Origin of the sequence: Cohnella sp. WQ 127256 (assembly GCF_024519285.1) — a bacterium.
GTDB lineage: Bacteria > Bacillota > Bacilli > Paenibacillales > Paenibacillaceae > Cohnella.
Genome location: NZ_JAMZCY010000002.1, coordinates 278,248 through 301,493, shown reverse-complemented (window position 1 = coordinate 301,493; position 23,246 = coordinate 278,248). Strand labels below are relative to the sequence as shown.

Annotated in this window: 21 protein-coding genes; 5 read left to right on the top strand and 16 right to left on the bottom strand. The window is 46.3% G+C overall.

Translation table 11 applies throughout. The annotated features are described in order from the left end of the window. Position 1: 1 nt before the first annotated feature. The gene (locus M1K58_RS09455) at positions 2 to 3,004 is read left to right on the top strand and encodes a DEAD/DEAH box helicase (protein ID WP_256758738.1); all 3,003 of its coding nucleotides are present in this window, start codon (positions 2 to 4) and stop codon (positions 3,002 to 3,004) included. 35 nt (positions 3,005 to 3,039) lie between these two features. Here the strand turns inward: M1K58_RS09455 and M1K58_RS09450 are convergent, their stop codons facing one another. The 13 genes from M1K58_RS09450 to M1K58_RS09390 form a co-directional block, all read right to left on the bottom strand. Then, positions 3,040 to 3,321 carry a hypothetical protein gene (locus tag M1K58_RS09450; protein ID WP_256758562.1) on the bottom strand — a complete coding sequence of 94 codons (282 nt, stop codon included), beginning with the start codon at positions 3,319 to 3,321 and terminating at the stop codon, positions 3,040 to 3,042. A gap of 151 nt (positions 3,322 to 3,472) precedes the next feature. Next, on the bottom strand, positions 3,473 to 3,988 hold the full coding sequence (locus tag M1K58_RS09445) for an acyl-CoA thioesterase (protein ID WP_256758561.1): 516 nt from the start codon (positions 3,986 to 3,988) through the stop codon (positions 3,473 to 3,475). A gap of 116 nt (positions 3,989 to 4,104) precedes the next feature. Then, positions 4,105 to 4,836, bottom strand: coding sequence for a ZIP family metal transporter (locus M1K58_RS09440; RefSeq protein WP_256758560.1), 732 nt, complete (start codon positions 4,834 to 4,836; stop codon positions 4,105 to 4,107). Between the two features lie 83 nt (positions 4,837 to 4,919). Continuing rightward, positions 4,920 to 6,683: a methyl-accepting chemotaxis protein gene (locus M1K58_RS09435; RefSeq protein ID WP_256758559.1), complete on the bottom strand. Its 1,764-nt coding sequence runs from the start codon at positions 6,681 to 6,683 to the stop codon at positions 4,920 to 4,922. Positions 6,684 to 6,927: 244 nt separating this feature from the next. Then, the gene (gene rhaS, locus M1K58_RS09430; RefSeq protein WP_256758558.1) at positions 6,928 to 8,004 is read right to left on the bottom strand and encodes a rhamnose ABC transporter substrate-binding protein; all 1,077 of its coding nucleotides are present in this window, start codon (positions 8,002 to 8,004) and stop codon (positions 6,928 to 6,930) included. A 64-nt stretch (positions 8,005 to 8,068) separates the two neighbouring features. After that, a complete protein-coding gene (locus M1K58_RS09425) occupies positions 8,069 to 9,058 on the bottom strand; it encodes an ABC transporter permease (protein WP_256758557.1) in 990 nt (329 codons plus the stop codon). Between the two features lie 3 nt (positions 9,059 to 9,061). Continuing rightward, positions 9,062 to 10,111, bottom strand: a complete 1,050-nt coding sequence (locus M1K58_RS09420; protein WP_256758556.1) for an ABC transporter permease — start codon at positions 10,109 to 10,111, stop codon at positions 9,062 to 9,064. Next, positions 10,108 to 11,649 carry a sugar ABC transporter ATP-binding protein gene (locus tag M1K58_RS09415; RefSeq protein ID WP_256758555.1) on the bottom strand — a complete coding sequence of 514 codons (1,542 nt, stop codon included), beginning with the start codon at positions 11,647 to 11,649 and terminating at the stop codon, positions 10,108 to 10,110. The genes M1K58_RS09420 and M1K58_RS09415 overlap by 4 nt, the downstream gene beginning before the upstream one ends. A 183-nt stretch (positions 11,650 to 11,832) precedes the next feature. Further along, positions 11,833 to 12,168 (bottom strand): L-rhamnose mutarotase, encoded by a 336-nt coding sequence (locus tag M1K58_RS09410; RefSeq protein ID WP_256758737.1) that lies wholly within the window; start codon positions 12,166 to 12,168, stop codon positions 11,833 to 11,835. Beyond that, positions 12,146 to 13,816 carry a response regulator gene (locus M1K58_RS09405; RefSeq protein WP_256758553.1) on the bottom strand — a complete coding sequence of 557 codons (1,671 nt, stop codon included), beginning with the start codon at positions 13,814 to 13,816 and terminating at the stop codon, positions 12,146 to 12,148. Before M1K58_RS09405 ends, M1K58_RS09410 begins: the two co-directional genes overlap by 23 nt. Then, positions 13,803 to 15,635 carry a sensor histidine kinase gene (locus M1K58_RS09400; RefSeq protein ID WP_256758551.1) on the bottom strand — a complete coding sequence of 611 codons (1,833 nt, stop codon included), beginning with the start codon at positions 15,633 to 15,635 and terminating at the stop codon, positions 13,803 to 13,805. The genes M1K58_RS09405 and M1K58_RS09400 overlap by 14 nt, the downstream gene beginning before the upstream one ends. Continuing rightward, complete coding sequence (locus M1K58_RS09395) at positions 15,625 to 16,674, bottom strand: autoinducer 2 ABC transporter substrate-binding protein (protein ID WP_256758550.1); 1,050 nt, start codon at positions 16,672 to 16,674, stop codon at positions 15,625 to 15,627. The genes M1K58_RS09400 and M1K58_RS09395 overlap by 11 nt, the downstream gene beginning before the upstream one ends. Before the next feature lie 32 nt (positions 16,675 to 16,706). Next, on the bottom strand, positions 16,707 to 18,209 hold the full coding sequence (locus tag M1K58_RS09390; protein ID WP_256758549.1) for an L-fucose/L-arabinose isomerase family protein: 1,503 nt from the start codon (positions 18,207 to 18,209) through the stop codon (positions 16,707 to 16,709). A 117-nt stretch (positions 18,210 to 18,326) separates the two neighbouring features. Here M1K58_RS09390 and M1K58_RS09385 point away from each other — a divergent pair, with 117 nt between their 5' ends. After that, the gene (locus tag M1K58_RS09385; protein ID WP_256758548.1) at positions 18,327 to 19,199 is read left to right on the top strand and encodes an AraC family transcriptional regulator; all 873 of its coding nucleotides are present in this window, start codon (positions 18,327 to 18,329) and stop codon (positions 19,197 to 19,199) included. A gap of 53 nt (positions 19,200 to 19,252) precedes the next feature. After that, positions 19,253 to 20,116, top strand: a complete 864-nt coding sequence (locus tag M1K58_RS09380; RefSeq protein ID WP_256758546.1) for a lipoate--protein ligase family protein — start codon at positions 19,253 to 19,255, stop codon at positions 20,114 to 20,116. A 67-nt stretch (positions 20,117 to 20,183) separates the two neighbouring features. On the opposite strand, the gene M1K58_RS09375 is transcribed toward M1K58_RS09380, so the two are convergent. The 3 genes from M1K58_RS09375 to M1K58_RS09365 form a co-directional block, all read right to left on the bottom strand. Next, positions 20,184 to 20,363, bottom strand: a complete 180-nt coding sequence (locus tag M1K58_RS09375; protein WP_256758544.1) for a hypothetical protein — start codon at positions 20,361 to 20,363, stop codon at positions 20,184 to 20,186. A gap of 192 nt (positions 20,364 to 20,555) precedes the next feature. After that, positions 20,556 to 20,963, bottom strand: coding sequence for a GNAT family N-acetyltransferase (locus M1K58_RS09370; protein WP_256758542.1), 408 nt, complete (start codon positions 20,961 to 20,963; stop codon positions 20,556 to 20,558). 2 nt (positions 20,964 to 20,965) lie between these two features. After that, positions 20,966 to 21,175 (bottom strand): hypothetical protein, encoded by a 210-nt coding sequence (locus M1K58_RS09365; protein ID WP_256758541.1) that lies wholly within the window; start codon positions 21,173 to 21,175, stop codon positions 20,966 to 20,968. Positions 21,176 to 21,334: 159 nt separating this feature from the next. On the opposite strand from M1K58_RS09365, the gene M1K58_RS09360 reads away from it, so the two are divergent. Both M1K58_RS09360 and M1K58_RS09355 read left to right on the top strand, forming a co-directional pair. Next, the gene (locus M1K58_RS09360; protein WP_256758539.1) at positions 21,335 to 22,480 is read left to right on the top strand and encodes a transglutaminase domain-containing protein; all 1,146 of its coding nucleotides are present in this window, start codon (positions 21,335 to 21,337) and stop codon (positions 22,478 to 22,480) included. An 88-nt stretch (positions 22,481 to 22,568) separates the two neighbouring features. Further along, positions 22,569 to 23,237, top strand: coding sequence for a bZIP transcription factor (locus M1K58_RS09355; RefSeq protein WP_256758537.1), 669 nt, complete (start codon positions 22,569 to 22,571; stop codon positions 23,235 to 23,237). Positions 23,238 to 23,246 lie beyond the last annotated feature (9 nt).

Sequence of the window (23,246 nt, the reverse complement as noted above, 5' to 3'; positions counted from 1 at the left end):
AATAAGCAACTACGCAGAAAAGATACACATACGAGTCCTCCTTGGTGGCCATGGGGAAGCCGTATTCTATGGTTATTATAATGAAAGCGACTTTGCAACCGGAGTTTCCCTCAAACAAGCCTTATTCGCTTGGCACGAGCCATCCTTCTATGGGACTGAGCTGGAAACCCGCAATATGGAAGGGCTAGACATCGTTATTCTTCCTGCCGAGATGGTGATCCCTTTCTTCGCCGAGTTAAAGCTCCTCCAACACATTGAATGGGTATGGGATGACCTTGCGGAGCAATTAATTAAGTTCGCCCCTTATCTTGCTACATGTTTGCATGAAAAGCAGTACATCCCTAGCTACACTGCTTTCCAATCCGGTAAGCTGCAATGGATGTGGGATGTGGACATAGCTGAGTTAGATGAACTTACTGCATTAAGCTCAAACGAGGAAAATACTGATTTTATTAACGGGTTAAGCCTGGCCTTCTCAGCCGCAGTTTTTCAACAGCATTATGGCACGGAAACGGCAGCTGCAGATTTGAGAAGAGAGTATCCCCTATTGTTTTCTAGAAAAAATACGGTCGATACGGGGATGGATGAGCAACAATGGCTCGTTACAGTGGGCTGGAAATCTGACAATGCCCCTTTCCGACCTGCCTTACAGCTTCTAGAGCCCGATGGAGAAGAGTCAACTTGGCGGATACAGCTGGTCCTCCAGGATAAACGAGATGCCTCAGGCATCTCTCCTATTCGGATGACCGCTTTCGGCGAAGTACTAGGCTCATGGCCAAGTGTTTGGACTGAGCATGTTAGGTCGCGCTCAGCAAGCTGGCTGGATAGACTACGCGCTAGCTTGCCCGAGGATCGATTCAACGGGGCACGTGACGATATTTTTGCAGAGCCGCTGGATGACGAAGCTGCATGGAGATTCTTAACTGTGGACAGCCAACGCTTACTAGAAGCCGGATGGCAAGTGCTTCTCCCCGCTTGGTGGGAAGCAGCCAGCCGGAAGAAACCCCGACTACGTGCTAAAGTTAGCTCGGGTGAAGGAAGTCGTTCGAGCGAATCCCTGTTCGGTCTCGATTCCATTATCGATTTTAATTGGCGGATTGCCATCGGTGAAATTGACTTGTCCGAAGCGGAATTTGCTGAATTGGTCGCACGTAATGTCCGCCTAGTTCGGTTCCGCGGAGAATGGGTCCAGCTTGATCCTGCTTTGCTCGCTCAGATCCGCAAGGCAATGGCATCCGTGGACAAGGGGCAAGGATTATCTTTTCAGGACGTGCTTCAGCTCCACCTTCTCGGTGGAGAAGGTGCCATTACGGATGGAGAGGGTAACCACTCGGCTGAGGAGAAAGCAGAGCAGGAAGAGCGGATTAGACTCGAAGTCGAGCTTAACGAGCATCTCATCAAGCTGATTGGCCAGCTCAATCAACAAACAGGACAACCAAAGCTAGCGGTACCATCCGGACTCAGGGCTGAGCTTCGCACGTATCAGCAGGAAGGGTATGCATGGCTTTCCTTCCTTCGCCGTTTTGGCCTTGGCGCTTGTCTCGCGGACGACATGGGACTTGGAAAAACGGTACAGCTGATCGCTTACTTGCTGCATATCCAAGAGAATGGGCCTGCAAACTCCGAAGCCGGCAAGCTCCCTTCCCTGATCATTTGCCCGACCTCTGTTTTGGGCAATTGGCAGAAGGAAATCAGCCGTTTTGCACCTTCCTTGAAGGTCATGTTGCATTACGGAAGCAAACGTCTCAGCGGGGAGTCCTTCATCGAGGAAGCCAAACAGGCTGATGTCGTGCTGACCTCCTACGCAACCTGCTCGCTCGATCAGGAAACTCTACAGGGTCTGACTTGGACCTCCTTGAGCCTTGATGAAGCACAGAACATTAAAAATGCCCAAACGAAGCAATCATCAGTCGTAAAAAGTATTCCCGCGAAGCACCGGATCGCCCTCACTGGAACTCCTATAGAGAATCGACTCTCGGAGCTATGGTCACTGTACGACTATATCAATCCAGGCTATCTCGGTAGCTCGCGCGAATTTAATAGCCAGTTCGCCGTTGCGATCGAGAAAGACAAGGATGATCAGCGCACTGTGGATCTCCAGAAATTAATTAAGCCCTTCATGCTGCGTCGCAAGAAGAAGGATCCTGCCATCCAGTTAGATCTGCCAGACAAGAATGAGATGAAAACCTATATCCATTTAACTGCTGAGCAAGGTGCTCTCTACGAGCAAACCGTTAACAATCTGCTGGAGAAAATGCAAAAGCTAGAGGGGATCGAACGCAAGGGGGCAATACTCGCTGCGCTTACTCAATTAAAGCAGCTGTGCGACCATCCGGTTCTATTGACGAAGGAAGCATTGCCGGGAATCGGGAGTAACGAAGATGCTACTACAGTGTCACCTATAGATGGCCAGTCACTCGATACCGAAACAATCATCAGCCGTTCATCCAAGCTGGAGCGGCTACTCGATATGGTCAAAGAGTTACGAGCAGAAGGCGAACGCTGCCTGATCTTTACACAGTATATTGGTATGGGGAATATGTTGAAGCAGGTGCTTGCAAAGGAGCTTCAAGAGCCCGTTCTTTACTTGAACGGCAGTACTTCCAAAGCCGCTCGGGACCGTATGATCGAGTCGTTTCAATCAGAGCAACAGCCCCCGACTCCCGAGCAACCAAACGTATTTATTCTTTCCCTTAAAGCCGGGGGAGTGGGTCTTAACCTTACTGCAGCGAATCACGTCTTTCACTTCGACCGCTGGTGGAATCCGGCTGTCGAGAACCAAGCGACAGACCGCGCTTACCGCATGGGACAAACACGCGATGTACAGGTACACAAATTCATCTCTTTGGGTACGCTGGAGGAACGCATTGATGAAATGCTGGAGAGCAAACAGCAGCTAAGCGAGAATGTGATCTCCTCGTCCGAAGGTTGGATAACTGAGCTGTCGACGGACGAGCTGAAGGATCTCTTTACACTACGGCGGGATATGATCGGGCAAGGATAGCGAATTTTTTACTTTCTGAATCGGTAACGAATGGATTAGAAGTTTCTCTCTATCTTAGCGTTCTTAATCAACCTTCGGACCGCTATATTGCCTACAATCACAGTGATCGATCCTGTTATAATGCCAATAGAAGCTGCCAGAAGCACAGTTGTATTTGTACTGTAAACGACTGTACCGACAGTGTAGCCTAATGTAATTCCAATTGCCGCAACCACGGTTCCTAATACTTTACCTATGTCAGAACGTAGTCCTGTACCGACGGTTGTCGCGCAGGCTATAGAAGTCAATAATCCGGCTAATCCTAATAAGAGCATCATAATCACCCATTCTAGTAGACTAGATTTCTTTACTAGAATGGACAAGTATCGAGTGCCTTAAACCTATACCACGATTTGATTCGAACAGAAAATGGGGCTGTCCCCTTGGTCTCTACAGACCTCTTGGGACAACCCCATATTCAATTTCACTTTATTCCCATGGATATTGCGTAAGCAGATAATCTGCGAATTTCTTACTTTCTTCTCTGCGGTGCTTTCGCATTTCCATTCTATGCTCCGCTGTTTCGAACAACTTCTGTTCTTCTTCCGTCTCAGGTACAATTTGCGGCACAGAGATCTTCTTATTCTCGTCATCCAAAGCAACAAAAGTCAGAAATGAAGTTGCCGCGATTTTCCGCTCTCCACTTCTTAAATCCTCTCGAATGACTTTTACGAAAACCTCCATAGAGCTACGCCCTGTCCATGTAACGAATGATTCTAACGATACGGAATCGGTAGGTCGGATCGGATAGAGGAAATCAACAGAATCCGTAGATGCTGTAACAGATGTGACTCGGCATAGCTTGGAGGCGGAGATTGAGGCGATGTCATCAATATAAGACATCAGCTTACCACCAAACAACGTATTATGATTATTCACGTCTGTCGGAAAAACTCTGGAAACCTTGAAACAACGAGTTTCCTTGACAAACTTAAGCTCCTCCATCAAATCACCCTCATCACCTTCGACATCTTACGAGTTGGGGGTATTTTCCCCTTAGCTTGATTTCCTTATACGATCCCGAGAGATCCTTTCTCCACTTATGACAGAGGTCAGCTATTTCATCCAAACCAATGACTAATATAAACCATGATCAATAGCCCGAAAATAAACGAATAAGTAGAAGGGCGTTCATAGCCATGACCGTGGCTTTCCGGGATTAACTCCTTGTAAGCGATGAACAGCATCGCACCTGCCGCGAAAGCTAAACCGAAACCAATCAAGCCCTGAATACTGCTTGCTGTAAGATACCCAACGATCGCCGAGACAGCTTCCACTAATCCCGTCAAGAAAACAATAGCAAAGGATTTCAGCTTACTCACTTTAGAATTAATTAAGAAGATCGCGAGAACAAGACCTTCCGGCATATTCTGAGCACCGATTGAGATCGCAACCATGGGACCAAGGCCTTCATTCTGGCTTGCATAACTAAATCCCGTACTCAAGCCCTCAGGGATGTTATGTATGAATAGAGCAATAATAACAAGCAAGGATTTGGAATCAAAGGAACTGATGCGGCTGTCGTTCTCTACGTCGATATGCGGTATATTTTTCTCAATTAAATCTAGAACTAAAATACCAACAATAATGCCAAAAGTTAGACCAATAATACCAGATTCATTAATCGCCTGCGGCATTAATCCGAAGGTTGACGCGGATACCATGATCCCAGCCGTAAAGGCAATAAGAATATCCTTCCATTTCTCAGACAGCTTCTTTATAAAAAATATAGGAGCAGCTCCGAGTACTGTAGCCATGGCCGATATGATACTGCCGATTAAAGCGGACTCCACTATAGAGGTACTCCCTTCAAGCTGATACATGATTGTCAGTTGAATTGATTGTAAATGTTAGCTCTATCCTTTGCAAACCTCAATTATATCTTGAATTTATTCAACAGCTGCTTCATATTGTCGGACATCTGACTTAAACTCTGGGCGGAAGCTGAAATTTCCTCTAAAGATGCTAGCTGCTCTTCTGATACGGCTGAGATGCTACTTGCTGCTTCAGCTGAATTCGAGGATACGTTCTCCATCTGTTGCAACGCAGCCGAGATTTCCTGCGCGCTCGCCGACATTTGCTCAGCTGCCGCAGAAGCTTCCTCTGCCTGACTGACAACGCTACGAGTTGCATTAAGAATCTTCTCTAATGCCTCACCTGTCTTATGGATCGATTCTGTACTTGCTAGTACTTCCATTTCACCTTTAGCCATAGCATTACCTGCATGAGCAATATCATCAACAATTGTTTGAATAAGTTCAGCCACTTGTACGGCAGACTCATCAGAACGCTCTGCAAGCTTGCGGATTTCACCCGCTACGACAGCAAAGCCTTTACCGTGTTCTCCCGCTCTGGCTGCTTCAATGGAAGCATTCAGTGCCAACAGGTTCGTCTGCGAGGAGATTTCTCTGATGGCTACGACAATGTCTCCGATCTGATGAGAACGAGCGCCCAGCTGATTAATAACCGCGCTTAGATCACTTACTGTGAGACTAACACTAGCCATCTGCTCCGATGACTGGACAATTAATTCATTCCCTGTCTCCGTTTCTTGCAAAGTTGCAGCGGATGCTTCGAAGGTCGTTGTCGCTGAAGTCGCAATCCGGTCAATACCGCCCGTCATCTCTTCCATCGCCCTCGAAGTCTCTTCGATGCTGCTTGCTTGTGTTTCGTTATTGACAGCCAACTCCGCTAAAGATTCGGAGGACTGATGAACCGCTTGTACCGTCTCCCCGATAATAATCGATAGATTATTTGAAGAAGCAGCAAGCGCACTCGCACTAAGGTGCTGGTTACCAACGAGCTCCCGGAGATTGTGAGATAGACTGTTAAACGACGCAGCTAACTGTCCAATCTCATCCTTACCGGTGACGGTAACCATCTGATTACCACTCAAGTCACCTTCCGCCATTCGCCGCGCTTGCTCCGAGATCCGAACGACTGGCTTCGAAATATGAAGGGCAAAGAGGGTCAGAACAACCATTCCGACTGTTAAGCAAATCCCCAAAGTAATGACCATCGTTAACAGAATATTACGTTGCCCACCGTTGTAGTCCTGCATATAGGAACCGGCTGCAATGACCCATCCCCAATCGGATGAAAGCTCCGCATATACAATCTTACGCGCTTCTTTGGTACTGTCGGGGAGCGGCCAATCGTAATAAGTGGAGCCACCTCCGTTTTGTGCAGCTTTCACAACTTCCTGTATGTAATAAATCCCGTTGGAAGTCTTTTTATCCCAAATGTTTTGGCCTTCGAGCTGTGGATGTGCTAATAATGTCCCCTTCTCATCCAGGACATAAAAGTACCCGCTTTCTCCCAAGTCAAAAGCTTGATTTATCGGACGAGTATTGTCGGCCTCTTTTTCCCCCAGAAGAATGATACGCAGTTGTTCCTGAGCTGCTTCCTTTGTCAGCGATCCGTTCTGCACCGATTTCTCAAGTGAAGTCAGCATTTCGCTGGCCATCTTCACATTGTTTTTCAATCCACTTTCAATCAGAGCGGTTGTCTCGGTTTTTGTTACCTGATAGATCACCCCACCGAATACTACGATCGGAACGATGAGAAGAACAGAACAAACAATTAGTAATTTATTCCTTATGCTAAATCTAAATCCATTTCCAGCTTTGTTCATTCCCATGATGCATTCTCCCAAGCTTCTTGATGTGATTTTTGGTTATATTTACCTAAGGATAAGGTGTAAACACTATAATATCAAATGTTTATCCTCACAATATAATAGATTCTAAGTATTATTAGGCATTTGTGTGAATGTATAGTCACGCTAGAGCGTGCTATATCCAAGATGGCTACAACAAAGAAGGAGAGAACAGCACAGGGCTGGTCTCTCCTTCTTTGTTCTTACTATTAATAAATGAATACTCTTAATATACAGATTTCCACTCTGCGATGTTAGAAGCGTCGAATTTGAACGGGTCACCGAGCATGATTTGCGTGCCTTCGCCGTCTTGAATAACTTCTCGCTCCCCAATAGTGCCCGCAGTTACTTTGTCTCCTACTTTACCTGTGATCGATCCATTAACTAGAGCATCAGCAACATAACCCGCCAAGTAACCAACGTCAATCGGATTCCACAGGTACATCCAAGGACAAATACCACTTTCGATGTATTCTGCCATCTCGCTCGGCAGTCCTAGCCCAGTCAATTGTACTTTTCCTTTGAGTCCTTTGTCCGTTAACACTTTACCTGCCGCCGCGATTCCGACAGTTGTCGGAGCAATAATTCCTTTAAGATTCGGATAGGATTTCAGCAGAGCTTCTGCTTCGGATACGCTCTTGTCACGAAGATCGTCGCCATAAGCGACTTTGACCAACTTAACGTCTTTGTACTTCGGATCTTCTAATTCTTTCTTCATCCACTCGATCCATAGATTCTGGTTTGTCGCTTGGGAAGTCGCACTCAGGATTGCAATTTCACCCGATCCGCCAATCATTTCGACGACACCTTGGATCAGTGTACGACCGATGCGCTCCGGATCCGCTTGGTTAATATGCACTAGACGGCTCTTCGCGTTAACCGCGGAGTCTAAGGAAAGTACTTTGATTCCGGCTTTCATCGCTTTTTCCAGAGCAGGCTGCAGGGCATCTGGGTCATTACCTACCATAGCGATTGCATTAACCTTCTGTGAGATTAGCTCATCGATCATCGTAATTTGAGCTTCAGCAGTCGGTTGATCTGGTGCTTTCAGAATCGCTTCATAGCCAAGCTCTTCAATCGCTTTCTTGTAGCCTTCCATTTCCTTCTCGCCGTACGGGTTACCTGTATTTTTGAAAATAATAGCGAACTTCTTCTTACCACCCGCATCCGCAGAACCTGCATCAGAGCTTTTGGATGCCGCTGGACTTGCATCGTTATTGGAGTTTTTGCCTCCGCAAGCTGAGACTAACGTCATCAGTAATACGGCCGTCAGACAAGTGATTAAAATCTTTTTCAATTTCATTTCCTCCCTTTTCATCTGTGGTTTATCTATACAAAACAGTCTAGAGACTGTCATGTAACACGATTCAGGCCTTACGTCCTGTGGTGAAGCGAAGCTTAAGCTGAGGAATCGCCACGGAGAAAATGAGCAGCAGTCCCAAGATGATAAGCAGCATTTGGGCAGATACATTTACAAGACCCAACCCATAACGCAGGAAGCCGATCAAGAACACCGCTAGGATAGCCCCGATCATTCTTCCTTTACCTCCAGCGGTGCTAATCCCTCCAAGTACAACCATAGCTATGACTTCCAGCTCGTAGCCTGTTGCAATGTTCGGCCGCGTGCTTCCCATTCTCGAAGTCAGGAATATCGCAGTAACAGCAGCCATCAATCCGGCGAGAGTAAATACGATAATCTTAATTCTATCGACCTGAACCCCGGAGTAGCGGCTTGCGGTTGCATTGTTGCCAATCGCATATACCCTTCTTCCGAACGTAGTCTTATGAAGTAGAAATCCGAAAGCGACGGCGAACACTGCAAAGGTAATCAGAATGAAAGGAATGTTGCCCACATAATCCCACCCAAGAAACTTGAACCATTCCGGAAATTTACCTGAAGCCTGGTCTTCCAGAATGATATAAGCAATTCCGCGATAGATGATCATTGTCGCCAAGGTTACGATAACTGCGGACAATTCCTTGAACTTGACGATGAGTAGTCCGTTAATCCATCCACACAGCGCTCCGACTGCCAAACACACAACCATAGCCCATTCCATCGGCATACCGTGGTTATACAAATCCCCCATAATAACAGACGACAAGGCCACGATCGACCCAACAGAAATATCGATATCTCCCATGAGAATGATGAACACCATTGGCAGCACCATGAATGCTTTATCAAGGAAACCCATCGTTGCGTCCCTTAAGTTATCGTAGTCCAGAAAATATTCAGACAAGTTCGTGTTCATAATGAACACAGCCATAATCAGGACGACCAGCAGCCATTCCCATTGGAGGAAAAAGTCCTTTAGCGTAAAATCCTTCTTGTTCTCTAACAACCTTGGTTTCATGGCTTATATTTTCCTCCTCATCAGATGATTGCGGTCGATTCCCCGCTTGACCAGAGCATTGACCAGCACGGCTATGAGGATGATCGTTCCTTGGATAAACATCTGCCAGAACGGTGAAACGTTAATCATCGGTAGCGCATTATTCAAAATTCCGAGCAGGATCGCACCCAGCACGATGCCGGAGATTTTGCCGACTCCACCAGCAATACTAACGCCACCAAGTACACATGCAGCGATAACACTGAGCTCGTAACCGGATGCGGTGTCTCCTTGAGCCGAAGCAAATTTGGATACCCATAGGACACCAGCGAGCCCAGACAAGCCGCCCATAATCGTGTATACAAGCCACAAAACTCTACCTGTCCGGATTCCGCTAATTTCCGCCGAATCTGGATTGCTCCCGACAGCGTATATCCTTCTGCCGGTGCGAGTGTGGCTAATAAAGTAATAAGCAACAATGTAGATCACAATGGCAATGAGGATAAGGTTGTTAATTCCAAATAATGATCCTGTAGCGATTCCCTTAAAGCTGGCCGGCATCTGATGCGCGCTAACCCATTTTCCTCCACTTGTCTCGAAAGTTAACCCACGAAATACGTTCATCATTCCTAGAGTGGCAATGATCGGTAAAATATTAACCCACGCAACTAGGAAGCCGAGCACTATTCCGCATACCAATCCGATACCCACACCTACTGCAATCGCTAGTAAGGGGTGTAAGTCCGGATAATGGCTCACCGTCAACGCAGCGATCATTCCAGATAGAGCCAAGGTAGCCCCTATGGAAAGATCGATTCCTCTTGTAATGATGACTAGCATCATCCCAACCGCTAGAATGCTGAGGATTGCCGTATTCGTTGCAATATCGTTAATATTTTCCCAAGTTAGGAAGCTCGGGTTACGGATCTGCACACCAATGGAAAGCAAAACGATGAACGCTAACAAGCCAAGCTCTCTGAATTTTGCGATCATCGCGCTTGCTGATTGCTTCTGTTTGTCTTGGCTAATCTGTGACCCTTGCAATACGGCGGACTCCGTTGTTGTCTGTTTCATGCTCCCGCCCACCTTTTACCGTCTGTATTTGGCGCACTCGCTCCATCATCCATCGACGCTTCCAGAATGGCCTCCTGCGTCAAACCTTGTCGATCCAACATCGCCGTCACACGACCTTCCCGCATAACAGCCACCCTATCGCACATCCCGATAATTTCCGGCATTTCTGATGAGACGAGAATGATGCCATATCCCGAACAAGCCAGATCACTGATCATCTCGTAGATCGCCGATTTCGCTCCAACGTCTACGCCTTTGGTTGGTTCATCCAAGATGAGCACATCGAGCTCTGCCGTCAACAGCTTGGCAAATACAACTTTCTGCTGATTACCTCCCGATAAGGAGCTAACCAAGTCAAACACGCTCTTGGCTTTAACGCTAACCTTCTCAGCTAACCGTTTCGCGATGTCGAGCTCCTTGCGGGAATTAACGATCCCTTTGTTTGCAAATTTGCTTAACGTAGGTAATGTGATATTGCGGCCAATCTCCCATTGGAGCACCAGGCCCTGCTTCTGCCGATCCTCCGGCAAGTAGCCAATTCCCAGCCGCATAGCCTCTCGGGGGGTCTTGACCTTAAGCACCTTCCCTTTGAAAATAACAGTCCCTTTGTCATATTGTTCGATGCCGAACAGCGTTTGGCACACCTCTGTCCTTCCTGCTCCAACAAGACCAGTGAGTCCTAGAATCTCTCCCCTGCGAAGAGAGAAAGAAACATCGGCGAAATACCCTGTCTTTCCAATCCCCTCCACACGAAGAAGCTCCTCTCCAATTACTGCTTCTTTCTTAGGGAACAGCTGCGAGATTTCACGTCCGACCATAGCTATAATTAAATCTGAATTTGAGATTTCATCTACGTTCCAGGTCCCGATATATTTGGCATCTCGGAACACGGTAACTTTACTTGCTAATCTGTACATATCCTCGAACCGGTGAGAGATGAAAATAATAGACGTTCCACGATCACGCAGCCGCTCTGTAATCCGGTATAGCTCTTCGCTCTCGTTCTTCGTAAGGGCAGCCGTCGGCTCATCCATGATGATGATTTTCGCATCAACAGAAAGCGCCTTGGCAATTTCCACAATTTGCTGCTCGGCTACACTCAGTGCGCCCATCAAGGTTTTCGGGCTGAAGCCCGCCCCCAATTGCTGTAGAAGGGTGTCCGCTTCCTTATGCATTTCGTTCCATAGAATGCGATTTGTTCCCCGTTGAATTTTCTCATGACCCATGAAAATATTTTCCGTCACACTTAAATCTGGATAGCAGGTGACGTGCTGATATATAGCGGCGATTCCCGCCTTCTGGGCATCGGTCGGATGGTTAAACTGCACCTTCCGTCCGTTCAAAACCATCTCGCCTTCCTCAGGAGAATGAACGCCGGTGATCACCTTGATGAAGGTCGATTTACCTGCACCGTTCTCGCCCATCAAAGCGTGAATCTCGCCGGGCTTCAATTTGAAATAGACGTCATCCAGGGCCTTGACCCCAGGGAATATTTTGGTGATGCCTTTAAGCTCTAATACATATTCTGTTTCTGACATTTCCGCTTCTCCCCTTTCTCTCTAGATGTCTCACGCTCTTGTAAACTAAAGATACAGGGGATGAAGCTATCTCCATAGGTGACATTATTCAGGTAGGGGGGATAAAACACGGGTCATTGGCAAAACAAAAAAACCGCCTAGTGAGACAGCGGTTGGTGGTGAATTGGACTGATGTGTGATCTCCTACTTCAAATAAAACACCTCACGAAGAGGCTTAATAGGCTCGGCTTCCTTAAAGTCGAAGGACCCCTCGACCATCTTAGAGGTGATCGCATTCCAGCGATTACAGGAATCGCTTTCCGCGATGATCTGGAATGCCGCTTCGACATCGTCACACTCAAAGCAGTAGAAAAATTGATTCCCATTCTGAAAAATCGAATAATTCCGAATTCCCGCACGGCTATGCTCGGTCATAATATCCGGCCAAGGATTCAAATGAAGCTCCACATACTCATCTAGGCATTCTTCTCTAATCTTCCACACCCATGCAAACTTTTTACTCGATTCCAATCGGCTCATCTCCTCCAACAATAATAAACTGCTCCCTGAATTTCGATGGAGCTTGCCCCGTCCACTGCTTAAACAAGCGGCTGAAATATTTGACATCCTGATAGCCGATCCTTACGCATATATCCTGCAGCTTCATACGCGGATCACCTAGCAGCTCCTTCGCTCGTGCTATTCGTTGTCGGGTTACATAGTCGAGCACCGTTTCCCCTGTTTGAATTTTGAAACACTCGCAGAAGTAGGTCGGATTCAGATATACCTGATCCGCAATTTTCTTAATCGTAATATCCTGCTCCATATGATCATTGATCCAGCTTTTCGCTTGTTCAACGGGCTTCATGTTGCTGCTCTCACGTGCTTTAAGAACTTCTCCGATCACACGTTCCATCAACTGCTTCACGAATTGCTTCAGCTCTTGCAAATTTGTTGCTCTCTCTACCTTCTGCAGCTCATCTTCGATAGACAGTAAGCTCGCAAAACCACTGCGACTCTCTAGCGCTGCAGTATGAATCAGAATGATGGCATTTTGAACCGCCTTACGTAAGTGCACGGGAGAATCTAACTGATCTAGTTGAGTGAAAAACAGTCTTGCATTCTCCGCTGCCTCATCCGAATTCCCTTGTTCGACACTACGCTTAAGCTGCTGAATGATTGGCGATAGATCTTTACTCATCGAATTTGAATTCGAAGGTTTTCCTTCTTCCTCAGTCATTGTCCGTCGAGGGCTGAACACTTGGTTCCCCCCGTAGAGGAACCGATAATTCATCAGGGCAATTGCTTGGCGCTTCGATTCAGGCAGTAAATATAAGTCCTCCATGCTATCCCCGTAGGCAATCGATACCGAGAAGGGGGTATACGTCTGAATGGAAGAACGGATGTTGACCGCTAGGTCATGCGTAACCGTTTCCCAGTCAAATTCGGGATCGGGGCTAAATAATAACATCCAGAAATCCGATTCCCCTCCCCTCCAGCTCCACCCCAGTCGATCGGTATGCTTGAATTGATTGTTTAATATCTCTCCCATAATGTTCTCAAGGACATAGAAATAAGCTTTCCAATCGCTAGGCTTGTAGCTCCTCGTCTTCACTGGAAGCGTATCCAACCGAATCGATAATAGAACGTAGGCTCCTCTCGGGAACTCGTCCACCCAATACCCTAAGGTGGTCATGTCAATTCCCATCGAAGTAATGTAGCTTAAGGTTTGGATTTGCCGGGTTTTCTTCAATTGCTCCGATTCCCGCTCCATCTCTCCGCGCTTAAGGCTCTCATATCGGCCATTGGAAATAATCGTGCGGATCTCCGCCATCCGTAGGCGAAATTGTTCGCGATCGACTGGCTTCAGAAGATAATCCAATGCACCTTCCCGTAAAGCGGTCTGCAAGTACGTATAATCATCGTAACCACTTATGAGCAACGGATAGAAGGAATAGAGCCGCTTCGCTTCCTTGATCAAGGTCAGCCCATCCATCTCCGGCATCTTCACATCCGTAATGAGTAAATCAATAGCCCCATGTTCCTTATGGAAATACTCCAGTGCTTCCTTCCCGTCGGATGCCGTCGCTACGACTTCCCAGTCGTCTCCACAGGAATGAACCAATCGTTCGATGCCACGACGAATACGTGCTTCGTCATCCACAATCAAGGTTCTAATCTTCTTCATTCGGGATCACCTCCTCGTGAATCATCGGAATCCGGATAATAACTTCAGTGCCCTTGCCGATAATGCTGTGTAATTGCAAGCCATAATCCGTTCCATGCATCATCACGATTCTGGCATTAACATTAATTAAGCCAAAGTGGGAGCTCCGACCTTCGAAGCTGATCTTCTTCAACGACTGTTCTAATTCGCTCAAGCGTTCATTTGGAATTCCGGGACCGTTGTCCCGAATGCGGAACACAATGTCCCGTTTACCAGATCTCGCTCCGAATTCCTGACTGATTGCAATGTGGATTTCGAGCCCTTTGCGGCTCTCTAGTCCATATTTGATAGCGTTCTCAACAATAGGCTGGAGAATAAACTTGGGACTATAGAGAGCAATGAAATCATGGTCATCCATCACCTGCACGATTTCAAAATGCACCCGGTCCTCGAACCGAAACTTCTGAATCGTCAAGTAGTCCTTCACATGCTGAACCTCTTCCGCAATGGACACGGATTTAGATTGATTCGATACAGAAAAACGTAGCATTCGACCAAGGAGTGTTACCATATCGACGACCTGCTCCGTCTCGCCCTCCTCAACAGCCATTCCAATCGATTCTAGCGTATTGTACATAAAATGCGGATTGATTTGTGACTGTAGGGCGTAGAGCTCAGCCTCTTTCTGACGAATTTCTATCTGATAGTTTTTCTGAATTAACTCTCGAATCGTCGCAATCATCGAATTGAAGCTTCGGGCTAGAGTACCGACCTCATCCCCGCTCTGGACCTTCAGATCGACTTGCAAATCTCCCATTTCAACTAATTTCATCAGCCCACTTAGCTTCTTTAACGGGCGAGTCATGCTGTAGGAGATAATAACGCCAATCACTGAAGTAAGAAGAATGATTCCGATAATAACGAATACCGTGACGTTCCGGACGAGATCCGCTCTCTTCGTTAAATCATGTAAAGGTATCCCATGGACAAGTATCCAGCCTCGTTCGGAGGATTCATTAACGCTTATGAGCTTCTGTTCGCCGGTTACGTTAGCCCGGAAGCTTCCGTTAAGAACCGGATATCGATTCTTGTCCTCATCGACTGTTCCAATGAGCTCGCGATTCGTATGGTAGATAATTTTGCCGGAAGGATTCATAACCCATAAATCCGCTCTCTCATTTTTCTCGAAGTTGTGCACGATATTGTCTATAAAAGATAGGTCTACAGCGATAAGCATCGTGCCTAGATTCTTCCGATTATCATCGTCGTTAATTTGTTTAAGGATAAATACGTAGGGGACTTCGCTTTCAAGCTGGAGGTTCATCTCGCTGGGAAGAATAATCTTGGCCTTGCCATCTTGCTCATAATCTTGGACATAAGCGCTTAACAATGCGCTCCAGTTAGATTCCATAAAGCCGACCTTGGAGCTGTTAAACACTCGACTGTTCGAAACGACGAACACCCCTAGTACATCGGCATTCCTGCCGTTCGTAAAGGTTCGGGCCAAATAGCTATTCATATTGTATTGGTCCTTATTCAAGTCAGACCGCTTCGCATAGGATGTTTTCCTAAGAATGCCCAAGATATTATCAGAGTTGAACAGAATTTCTGGGAGGGTTGTTAATTCATCGATATGCTTCTCAATGTCCGCATTCGCTTGATAGAGAAACTTAGGCATATATTCACCGATCTGTTCTTCAACCGATCTCGCAAACTGGATATAGGAAATATAGACGAGTAGCATCATAGGAACAACCGTTAAGAGAATATAAGTCACGATCAATTTATACGCAATGGGATAATTTCGAAATTTGAGTCCACGCCAGCGTTTAAAAATCATATTGGTTCACGTTCTCTGCTGTGAAATCTAATGGCTCTCCCATAATGACCATATCCCCAATCAAGCGAATGTTTCCGACACCGTCGATATTCTGTCCATCCTTCGGCATATGCCCATTCAAATAGTTGTAAGCAAGCACAATCGTAAGGAATCCGAGCTTCTTCGGACTCCAGAGTGTCGCAATTTGAGCGGAGCCTTCATGCAAATACGGTCGCATAAGATTAGGGCTCGACAATCCCACTACCTTCACGACTCCTGATTTACCCGCTTCCTTAACCGCTTGAGCCGCAGCTGGAGGACCGACGGAGGAGTTGCCGATGATGCCATCCAAGTTAGGATGATCAACAAGCAGCTGCTTAGCCACCTCATAAGCCTTGCCCACATCATCATCCGTTGCCACAGTTTCTACGAGTTTTAAGTCCGGATAATACTCGCTTTGCTGAATGTTAATCCATTTCAACCACTCATTATGGTTTGCAGCGGAGAATGAGCCGGTCATGATTGCATAATTGCCCTTCTCACCCATCGTTAAGGCAAGGGTGTCAAGCAGGTGCCTGCCAAGCACTTCCGGCTCGACCATGTTAACGAAAAATTGTCTACCTTGAGGTTCTGTGTCCGCATCCCAAGTAATGACCTTAATCCCTTGGTCAATCGCCTTCTGCAGCACGGGTACCAGCTTAACAGGATCATTCGCAGATATGGCAATAAGATCGACCTTCTGGTCGATCAATTGCTCCACAGCTTTAATCTGAAGATCAGCATCGGCAATAGCCGAACCTTGGAAAATAACATCAATCCCAAGATTGCGGGCTGCTTCCATCGCGCCTACTGCTGCATAATTGAAATAGTCAATTTCGAGCCCCTTCGGTACAAGTGCAATCTTGTACCTCTTTCCGGATACATTTGTCTGATCCAGCTGTTGGCCGGAGGAGGTTCCCGATTCCATCGAGTAAACCAGCTCATATCGAGTGGCTGACCCAGACTGGCAGGAGGTGATCATTAAAGTGATCATGAGAAGTGCCACGATTGTTCGGTACAACAGACCCTCCACCTTCATAACCGCATGTTTTTTTATATATTAACATGTTTCAACTGCATTAATTGTCCAACTTTAGAAAATAAAGAACCGTTATGTCCAATGGACATTGCACAATGATGGGTAGGTGCCTCGGCAAACCAACGGGTCATATACTCATCTGGATGCATCGGAAATTTAACGGGTGTTTGGGTATTTCCAATTCTCATCGTTGGACCATCCGTAGACTCTGCTTCGCTGATGATCATCTTCAGCTTGCCGTCCTCTGTCTGGGTCATGCCAAGCGTTGTGATCGGTCCCGTTTTCACTTTAGCCTCCACGGAAACCCCTGTGCCTTGCTTACCGTGATACAGTCCCATACCTCTCAAGATCGGTTTGCCTTCCGCTATGGCGGTATGAAAGGGGCCATCGTGGCCAAGCACAATCGTTCCATCCACGTAATCTACCACGACAATCTCGGAATAGCTACCACCTGTACCGACAATATCACAGATTTTCATCGCTACTGCTGTTTTGAGATCGCCTTCTCCGGCGCACGGGATACCTTGGGCGGTGAGCAGCGAATGACCGACTATAAAGCCTCCTTGAAGCTTCTCGTATTCCCCTACTGGGGCACCATGATAATAGTAGCATAGAGCATCCAGATCGAATTCTCGAACCAGCCTCTCTTGAGCTGCCGCAACCCGACAAGACCATTCCAGCTGTTCATCACTAGGCTTTCTAGCAATCGGATCAGAAGGAGAATCTCCGCTAATCTGGAACATATCATGGACGGCATCTAGCTTATTCTTCACATCCTGGGCACTTACTTCTCTCACCATGCGATCTAAATCGCACATTTCCAGCACTTCCACATGCAAGCCGGTCTGAGCCTGAATCATCGTAAAATCACTATACATATCCAACATTCCACTATAGGTGTTGCCAAGGAAACCGAAGCGACTGTGCTTCAACGTACGCGGAACCGAAGCCGCACGAATCCATTCCTCAATCTCCTTCCAAGCACGAATGGCCTCCATCCGGTTATGGGTAATTTCATTCGTAAGAGAGATGGCCGGCGTATAATCAAGTCCAAGCATGCCATTAACGACCTTAAACGGAATCCCAGCGCGATTTAAAGCATTTGCGAATTCGGGTACCGGACAAGCTCCGCAATGCGCAAGCCACTCTCCAGTTGTCGACTGCTCATAATTAATGCGGTCCGTCGGTTGTAGATTAAGAAATACGACAGGTGCTTTGCATTGTTGATGAATAGGAAGCACGGTAGCGCTTGTAGAGTAAGTAGCGGCATGGCAGAATACCATTTCAACATTATGACTATTCAGCCACTCACCGGCTTTCCGTCCTTCGATCTCTGTATCTACTAGACCGTAATAATAGACTTCAGCCCACTCTGACATGCGGCTTTCAATGAATTTACCGTATTCGGCCAGACGATCACGTAAACCGGGAAACTGTTCCCAATAGGCTCTCAGTCCCACACTATATAAGCCGATGCGAGCTTTGCGTGCAGGTTTAATGGGATGAAGGAATGACATCTTTACCACCTCGTTAACGTGTGAAATAATAGCTATATGTCTCATTGTAGATGCATTCATTTCATTACACATCCCAAAATCTTGGTTAAAAATCATACAATCTTGGAGCTGGTAAGCATGAACGGATTTCGAGAAAAAGCCTCGCACGACTGGACGGATGATTCCGTTCGCATGCTGGCTACCCCCTCCTCCTTCGCCAAAGCCTCTTTGTATTACATACAGGAGGCCGGACACTTCCGTACAATGACTTCCTATTTCACAGAGCGGGAAAATCTAGACTCCTATTTGATCGTGTACACCACGAAAGGCACCGGATATTTGACTTATGGCGATACGAATTATACGGTTACCCCTAATCAGCTCTTCTTTATCGATTGTCGAAAATACCAGTATTATAAAACAGACCCCGAGGATCTATGGGGGATGATGTGGATCCATTTTAACGGGAGCTCTTCCCCTGCCTATTACGAACGATTTGCGGATACAGGCACTCCGACAATATCCATCCCAGACGAATCCAGAATACCAGATCTGATGCGAGAAATCGTCATTCTGCACGAGCACAAAACGATCCAAACGGAATTGTCGTGCTCCCGCTTAATCGTCGATCTACTTACCGAATTGCTACTCAGTGTGCAATATCGCGAAATATCCGGACCTGGTATTCCCGACTTCGTAAGGGAAGTCATGAAGCATTACGACCGCCATTACCCTCAAAGGCTGACTCTTGACGATATCTCCTCGACCTTCGCGGTCGACAAGTATCATCTATCGAAGGAATTCAAGAAATATACCGGATTCTCTCCGAATGAGTATTTGATTAACACACGGATTACACGTGCTAAAGAATTGCTCCGATTTACAGACATGCCTATTGCTGAAATCGCCACAGCCGTTGGCGTCGACAATGTCAGCCATTTTATCAACCTCTTCCGGAGTCGGGAGGTTCTTACTCCGTTGGTGTACCGGAAGCATTGGCAGCAAAGCTAAGCTTCAATAGTTCGGTTCGGTGATTTACTTGTGTCATGGAGGATTGGTCAACGATGGAATATGAAGTCAGCGAGGTTAGCCACATACACATACTCGACCGTACGCAGGAAGTGGCTCATTCAGATGTCGCTTATCCGTTTGCCTTGGACGAGCTATTAGGTAGACAAACAGGAGCCGGTGGACCTTCGGTCTGCCATCTATGGCGCCATCCACGTGCTTTCGTCATCGGGACGAAAGACAGTCGGTTAACAGGAGCAGCTGAAGCGGTTCGTTGGCTCAAGGATCGGGGGTATGACGTTCTCGTGCGCAACTCCGGTGGGGCTGCAGTGCCGCTCGATCTTGGAGTGATCAATGTTTCACTGATTATGCCAATCGACGAGAAAGACACACGAGGATTCCACGCTGACTTCGAGCGGATGTACGTAATGATTCGTCAGGCTTTGGCAGGGCATGGGTATTCCATTCAAAGGGGAGAAGTCGTAGGCTCGTATTGCCCCGGTGACTATGATCTGCATATCGAGGGGCTCAAATTTTGCGGAATTGCCCAACGTAGGCAAGTAAGGGCGATGATTATTCAAGCCTTTATTATTGTAGAAGGCTCGGGAGCGGCACGAGCGGAGTTGGTCAAAGCATTCTATGACCGCGCGGGCGTAGGAGCAGATTCAGGGGAATACCCTCAGGTTGAGCCTCATGTGATGACAAGCCTTCAGGAGCGAACCTCCGTGCGAATTGGTGAATCGGGTGCTTTCGCCGGACTCCTTGATTCTGGGGCTTTCACAAGTGCAGTCATACGAACATTGCAGGAACAACAATTTACGGATTCCTATGCAGCTAATCGAACACATCGGCTCATTTTACCGGAACAAGCAGTGATCGAGGACATGTGCGCTAAGCTCCGGCAGAGATATTTATATTAGTGCAGTTAATTGCTTTAAAGCCCCAACAAGCTGCTCGTCGCAGTTAGCTGGGGCTATTCTCTCTAAATCAAACCTTCTTGCTCACCGAGTTGATCTCATGCTCATTCTGATGCCATTTCCTCACGATATTGTTGTAGAAAAAGCTCTCTTGACCACTCAATTCCCGCTTATTTCCCTTCAAGATCATCGATCCGATGTTACGTTTCAGAATTTCACTCCGACGTCTTAGCATTTCAATATGGGTCAATTCAATCCACCTCCGGATAATCGCTGTTAACCTCTCTATTTAAGTTTAGCGAATATCCGTTTTCATGAAAAACCTCATATAGAGGCCTTACATTCGATTAGCCACCCTATAAAATTATGAGCTTTACTCTAAGCAAGGTTTTCAAAAACATCCTTCCCTATTCTCCAAATAACGTCCTTATCATCACAATCCCTATATTGATTTAGTAAAAATGATTTCCGTAGGTTCATTCTCTAGTAATAAGCATCCGGCATCTTTATAGCCAAGCTTCCTATAGAAATGCTGCGCTTCTTCATTCGCCAAGGTTGAGGTCATCACCCATTTACAGCCCTTCTGCTTCATAAGATTTTCCCAGAAGTGAACCACTTGACTCCCTACGCCTTTCGCACGATACCGCTCATCAATCCATATCATATTCATAAAAGGTGTGTTGTCCCAAAAATAACCGTATCTCATCCATCCCACATTCATTTGCTGCTCATCACGTATGATGAATATTTCTTTTCCTTGTATCTTTGCGCTTATTAGACTCTTTAAGATATGATGATCGTTCTCGACGATGTATTCGTAATCTGATTCCGTAGCAAACTCAATTTGCATAGCTATAACTCTCCATCCTTGAACCACCTTGTGATGATTTTCTTTTTAGTAAAGCCCAAATACTTTCGCTGGATCGAGATCGGGTACAATTTGCACCATTCTACCTGAATCGTAAGTGACGCCAAGTTCACGAGATCAGGTTTATCCGCTCCATTCACCTTCACATTAACAATATGGATTTTCCCATAACCTTCATTACTTAGTCTAATCACATACTCTTGTGTGCTCCCATTCTGGTTGCTTATGCCTATATTGCCTATTATACACTTTGAATAATTATGGGTTAAGCATGAATAGGAGCCTAATAGAATTACCGATGATATACTTACATAGACTTTATGGTCTACTCAGATAGAGAGGATAGATCTGCTATGAATAATAAAATACGAGCACTGCTCGCCTCCGCGCTTCTCGTGGGCACTGCACCTCTTGCTACAGGATGTGATCTTATCGCATCTATACAAACGGCAACTAAGACAACTAACGCAACTAGCGCAATGCCGCAAACTCAAGTTCATGAAGAGATTGTCAATGCTCTTTCCCAGCGCCTCGATACCCTTGAGGTCACATACTCAGGCACTGAAGATACATTAAAGCAAGACATCAAGGATATTCTGAATAATGCCATTAACGCGGACGATTATTTGCACTATATCGTTAAGACCTATGGCTACAATGCGAAAATCACGGGAACTACTGCGACGATTACCTTCAGCTTTACTTATTGGGAAACCCTGTCTCAGACAAATGAAGTGAAGAAGCGCGTTGCCGAAGCCCTCAAACAGATTCTGACACCTGGCATGAATGACCATCAGAAGGAAAAAGCGATCCATGACTGGATCGTGACCAACGTTGCTTACGATACGCGTCTTATCTCGTATTCAGCTTATGATGGACTTGTAAATGGCAGTACGGTGTGCCAAGGCTACGCCCTGCTCACTTACGAGATGATGAAGCAAGCGGGTATTCCTGTAAAAATCGTAGAAGGTTCATCGCGGAATATTGCTCATACCTGGAACCTCGTTCAAATAGACGATGAATGGTACCATCTTGATACTACCTGGGATGATCCCGTTCCTGATGTTGTCGGGAGAGTCGTCTATAACTACTATAACCTCCCGGATGCTGAGCTTCGGAGTGATCATACGTGGGAGCCTTCAACACGATATCCGACAGCCGTTACTTCGTATAATCAAACGTTGACTGCTTTGACAGTAAAGGGTGAGCCTAAAGCGGACTTCTACAATACTCTCTACGAGCAATTAGGTTATATCTATCTCACTGCTCCATATACAGCAACAAATTTACAAGATTTAACGAGCAGAATACGCGTAGCCGTAAAAAATGGACGGAAGGAATTAGTCCTTCGCTATACACAGGGATCAACTGTTGAGTCGGATATGAAGAAGGCATTCTCCGCTCAGAAGGGGCTTTCTAAGTATCGATATTCGTACGAGGACTTCACCCGAACAACCGCGGATGACAAGATCCTTCGTATTGAATTCTATTATTCTTGAGAATTTCGACAGCAAGCAAAAATATCGTCGTATTATGTCACCTCCCAGTGCTATACTATTAGGAAAAATGTGCTAGTAGGGGTGCGTAATGAAAACGATTAAGATCTGTATGGCTGTATTATTAGTAACCTGGGTTCTCTCAGGCTGTTCATCCAACAGCAGCTCTTCCGAAGGAATGGATCAATTAAAGAGTGAGATTACTACACTTAAAGAAGAGAATGCCAAGCTGAAGAAAGAAATCGCAGCACTTGCAGAAAATGAAGTGGAACCGTCGAAAGCTCCCGAGGAGATTGCTGAGCCTGCCCCAGAGGAAAATCAACTCATTGTGGAGAAAAATAAAGCAATCACAATTGCTGACTTTGCGGAAATGACCCTGACTAAGCATCAATTTGCCAAAAAGATCACTCCATCGAAGCCCGGTGACTTTTATACGTATTATGAAGCCAAAGAAGAAGGAACGACTTACCTGGCGATCACAATAAAAATGAAGAGCTTGCTCACATCAGCTAAAGGCGCCGATGAGTTCGCAGATGTCTCTATCAAATTCAACGATAAATATGATTACAGGACGTTCTCGACGATTGAGGACAAGGGTGGAGAGGACTTTACCTATACTAATATCACGAGTATTGAGCCCTTAAAATCCGGAACATTAGTATTCCTTGCTGAAGTTCCTACTGAAGTTGAAAAAGGTACCGAGCCCTTAAAGGCATTCATCACCATCAACGGTTCAACTTATGAGTACAAGATACGTTAATCGGCTCCA

Coding starts and splice junctions, on each gene's coding strand:
- M1K58_RS09450 (WP_256758562.1), bottom strand. CDS start 3,321: ATGATGCTCTTATTAGGATTAGCCGGATTATTGACTTCTATAGCCTGC.
- M1K58_RS09445 (WP_256758561.1), bottom strand. CDS start 3,988: ATGGAGGAGCTTAAGTTTGTCAAGGAAACTCGTTGTTTCAAGGTTTCC.
- M1K58_RS09435 (WP_256758559.1), bottom strand. CDS start 6,683: ATGGGAATGAACAAAGCTGGAAATGGATTTAGATTTAGCATAAGGAAT.
- rhaS (WP_256758558.1), bottom strand. CDS start 8,004: ATGAAATTGAAAAAGATTTTAATCACTTGTCTGACGGCCGTATTACTG.
- M1K58_RS09425 (WP_256758557.1), bottom strand. CDS start 9,058: ATGAAACCAAGGTTGTTAGAGAACAAGAAGGATTTTACGCTAAAGGAC.
- M1K58_RS09420 (WP_256758556.1), bottom strand. CDS start 10,111: ATGAAACAGACAACAACGGAGTCCGCCGTATTGCAAGGGTCACAGATT.
- M1K58_RS09415 (WP_256758555.1), bottom strand. CDS start 11,649: ATGTCAGAAACAGAATATGTATTAGAGCTTAAAGGCATCACCAAAATA.
- M1K58_RS09410 (WP_256758737.1), bottom strand. CDS start 12,168: ATGAGCCGATTGGAATCGAGTAAAAAGTTTGCATGGGTGTGGAAGATT.
- M1K58_RS09405 (WP_256758553.1), bottom strand. CDS start 13,816: ATGAAGAAGATTAGAACCTTGATTGTGGATGACGAAGCACGTATTCGT.
- M1K58_RS09400 (WP_256758551.1), bottom strand. CDS start 15,635: ATGATTTTTAAACGCTGGCGTGGACTCAAATTTCGAAATTATCCCATT.
- M1K58_RS09390 (WP_256758549.1), bottom strand. CDS start 18,209: ATGTCATTCCTTCATCCCATTAAACCTGCACGCAAAGCTCGCATCGGC.
- M1K58_RS09385 (WP_256758548.1), top strand. CDS start 18,327: ATGAACGGATTTCGAGAAAAAGCCTCGCACGACTGGACGGATGATTCC.
- M1K58_RS09380 (WP_256758546.1), top strand. CDS start 19,253: ATGGAATATGAAGTCAGCGAGGTTAGCCACATACACATACTCGACCGT.
- M1K58_RS09370 (WP_256758542.1), bottom strand. CDS start 20,963: ATGCAAATTGAGTTTGCTACGGAATCAGATTACGAATACATCGTCGAG.
- M1K58_RS09360 (WP_256758539.1), top strand. CDS start 21,335: ATGAATAATAAAATACGAGCACTGCTCGCCTCCGCGCTTCTCGTGGGC.
- M1K58_RS09355 (WP_256758537.1), top strand. CDS start 22,569: ATGAAAACGATTAAGATCTGTATGGCTGTATTATTAGTAACCTGGGTT.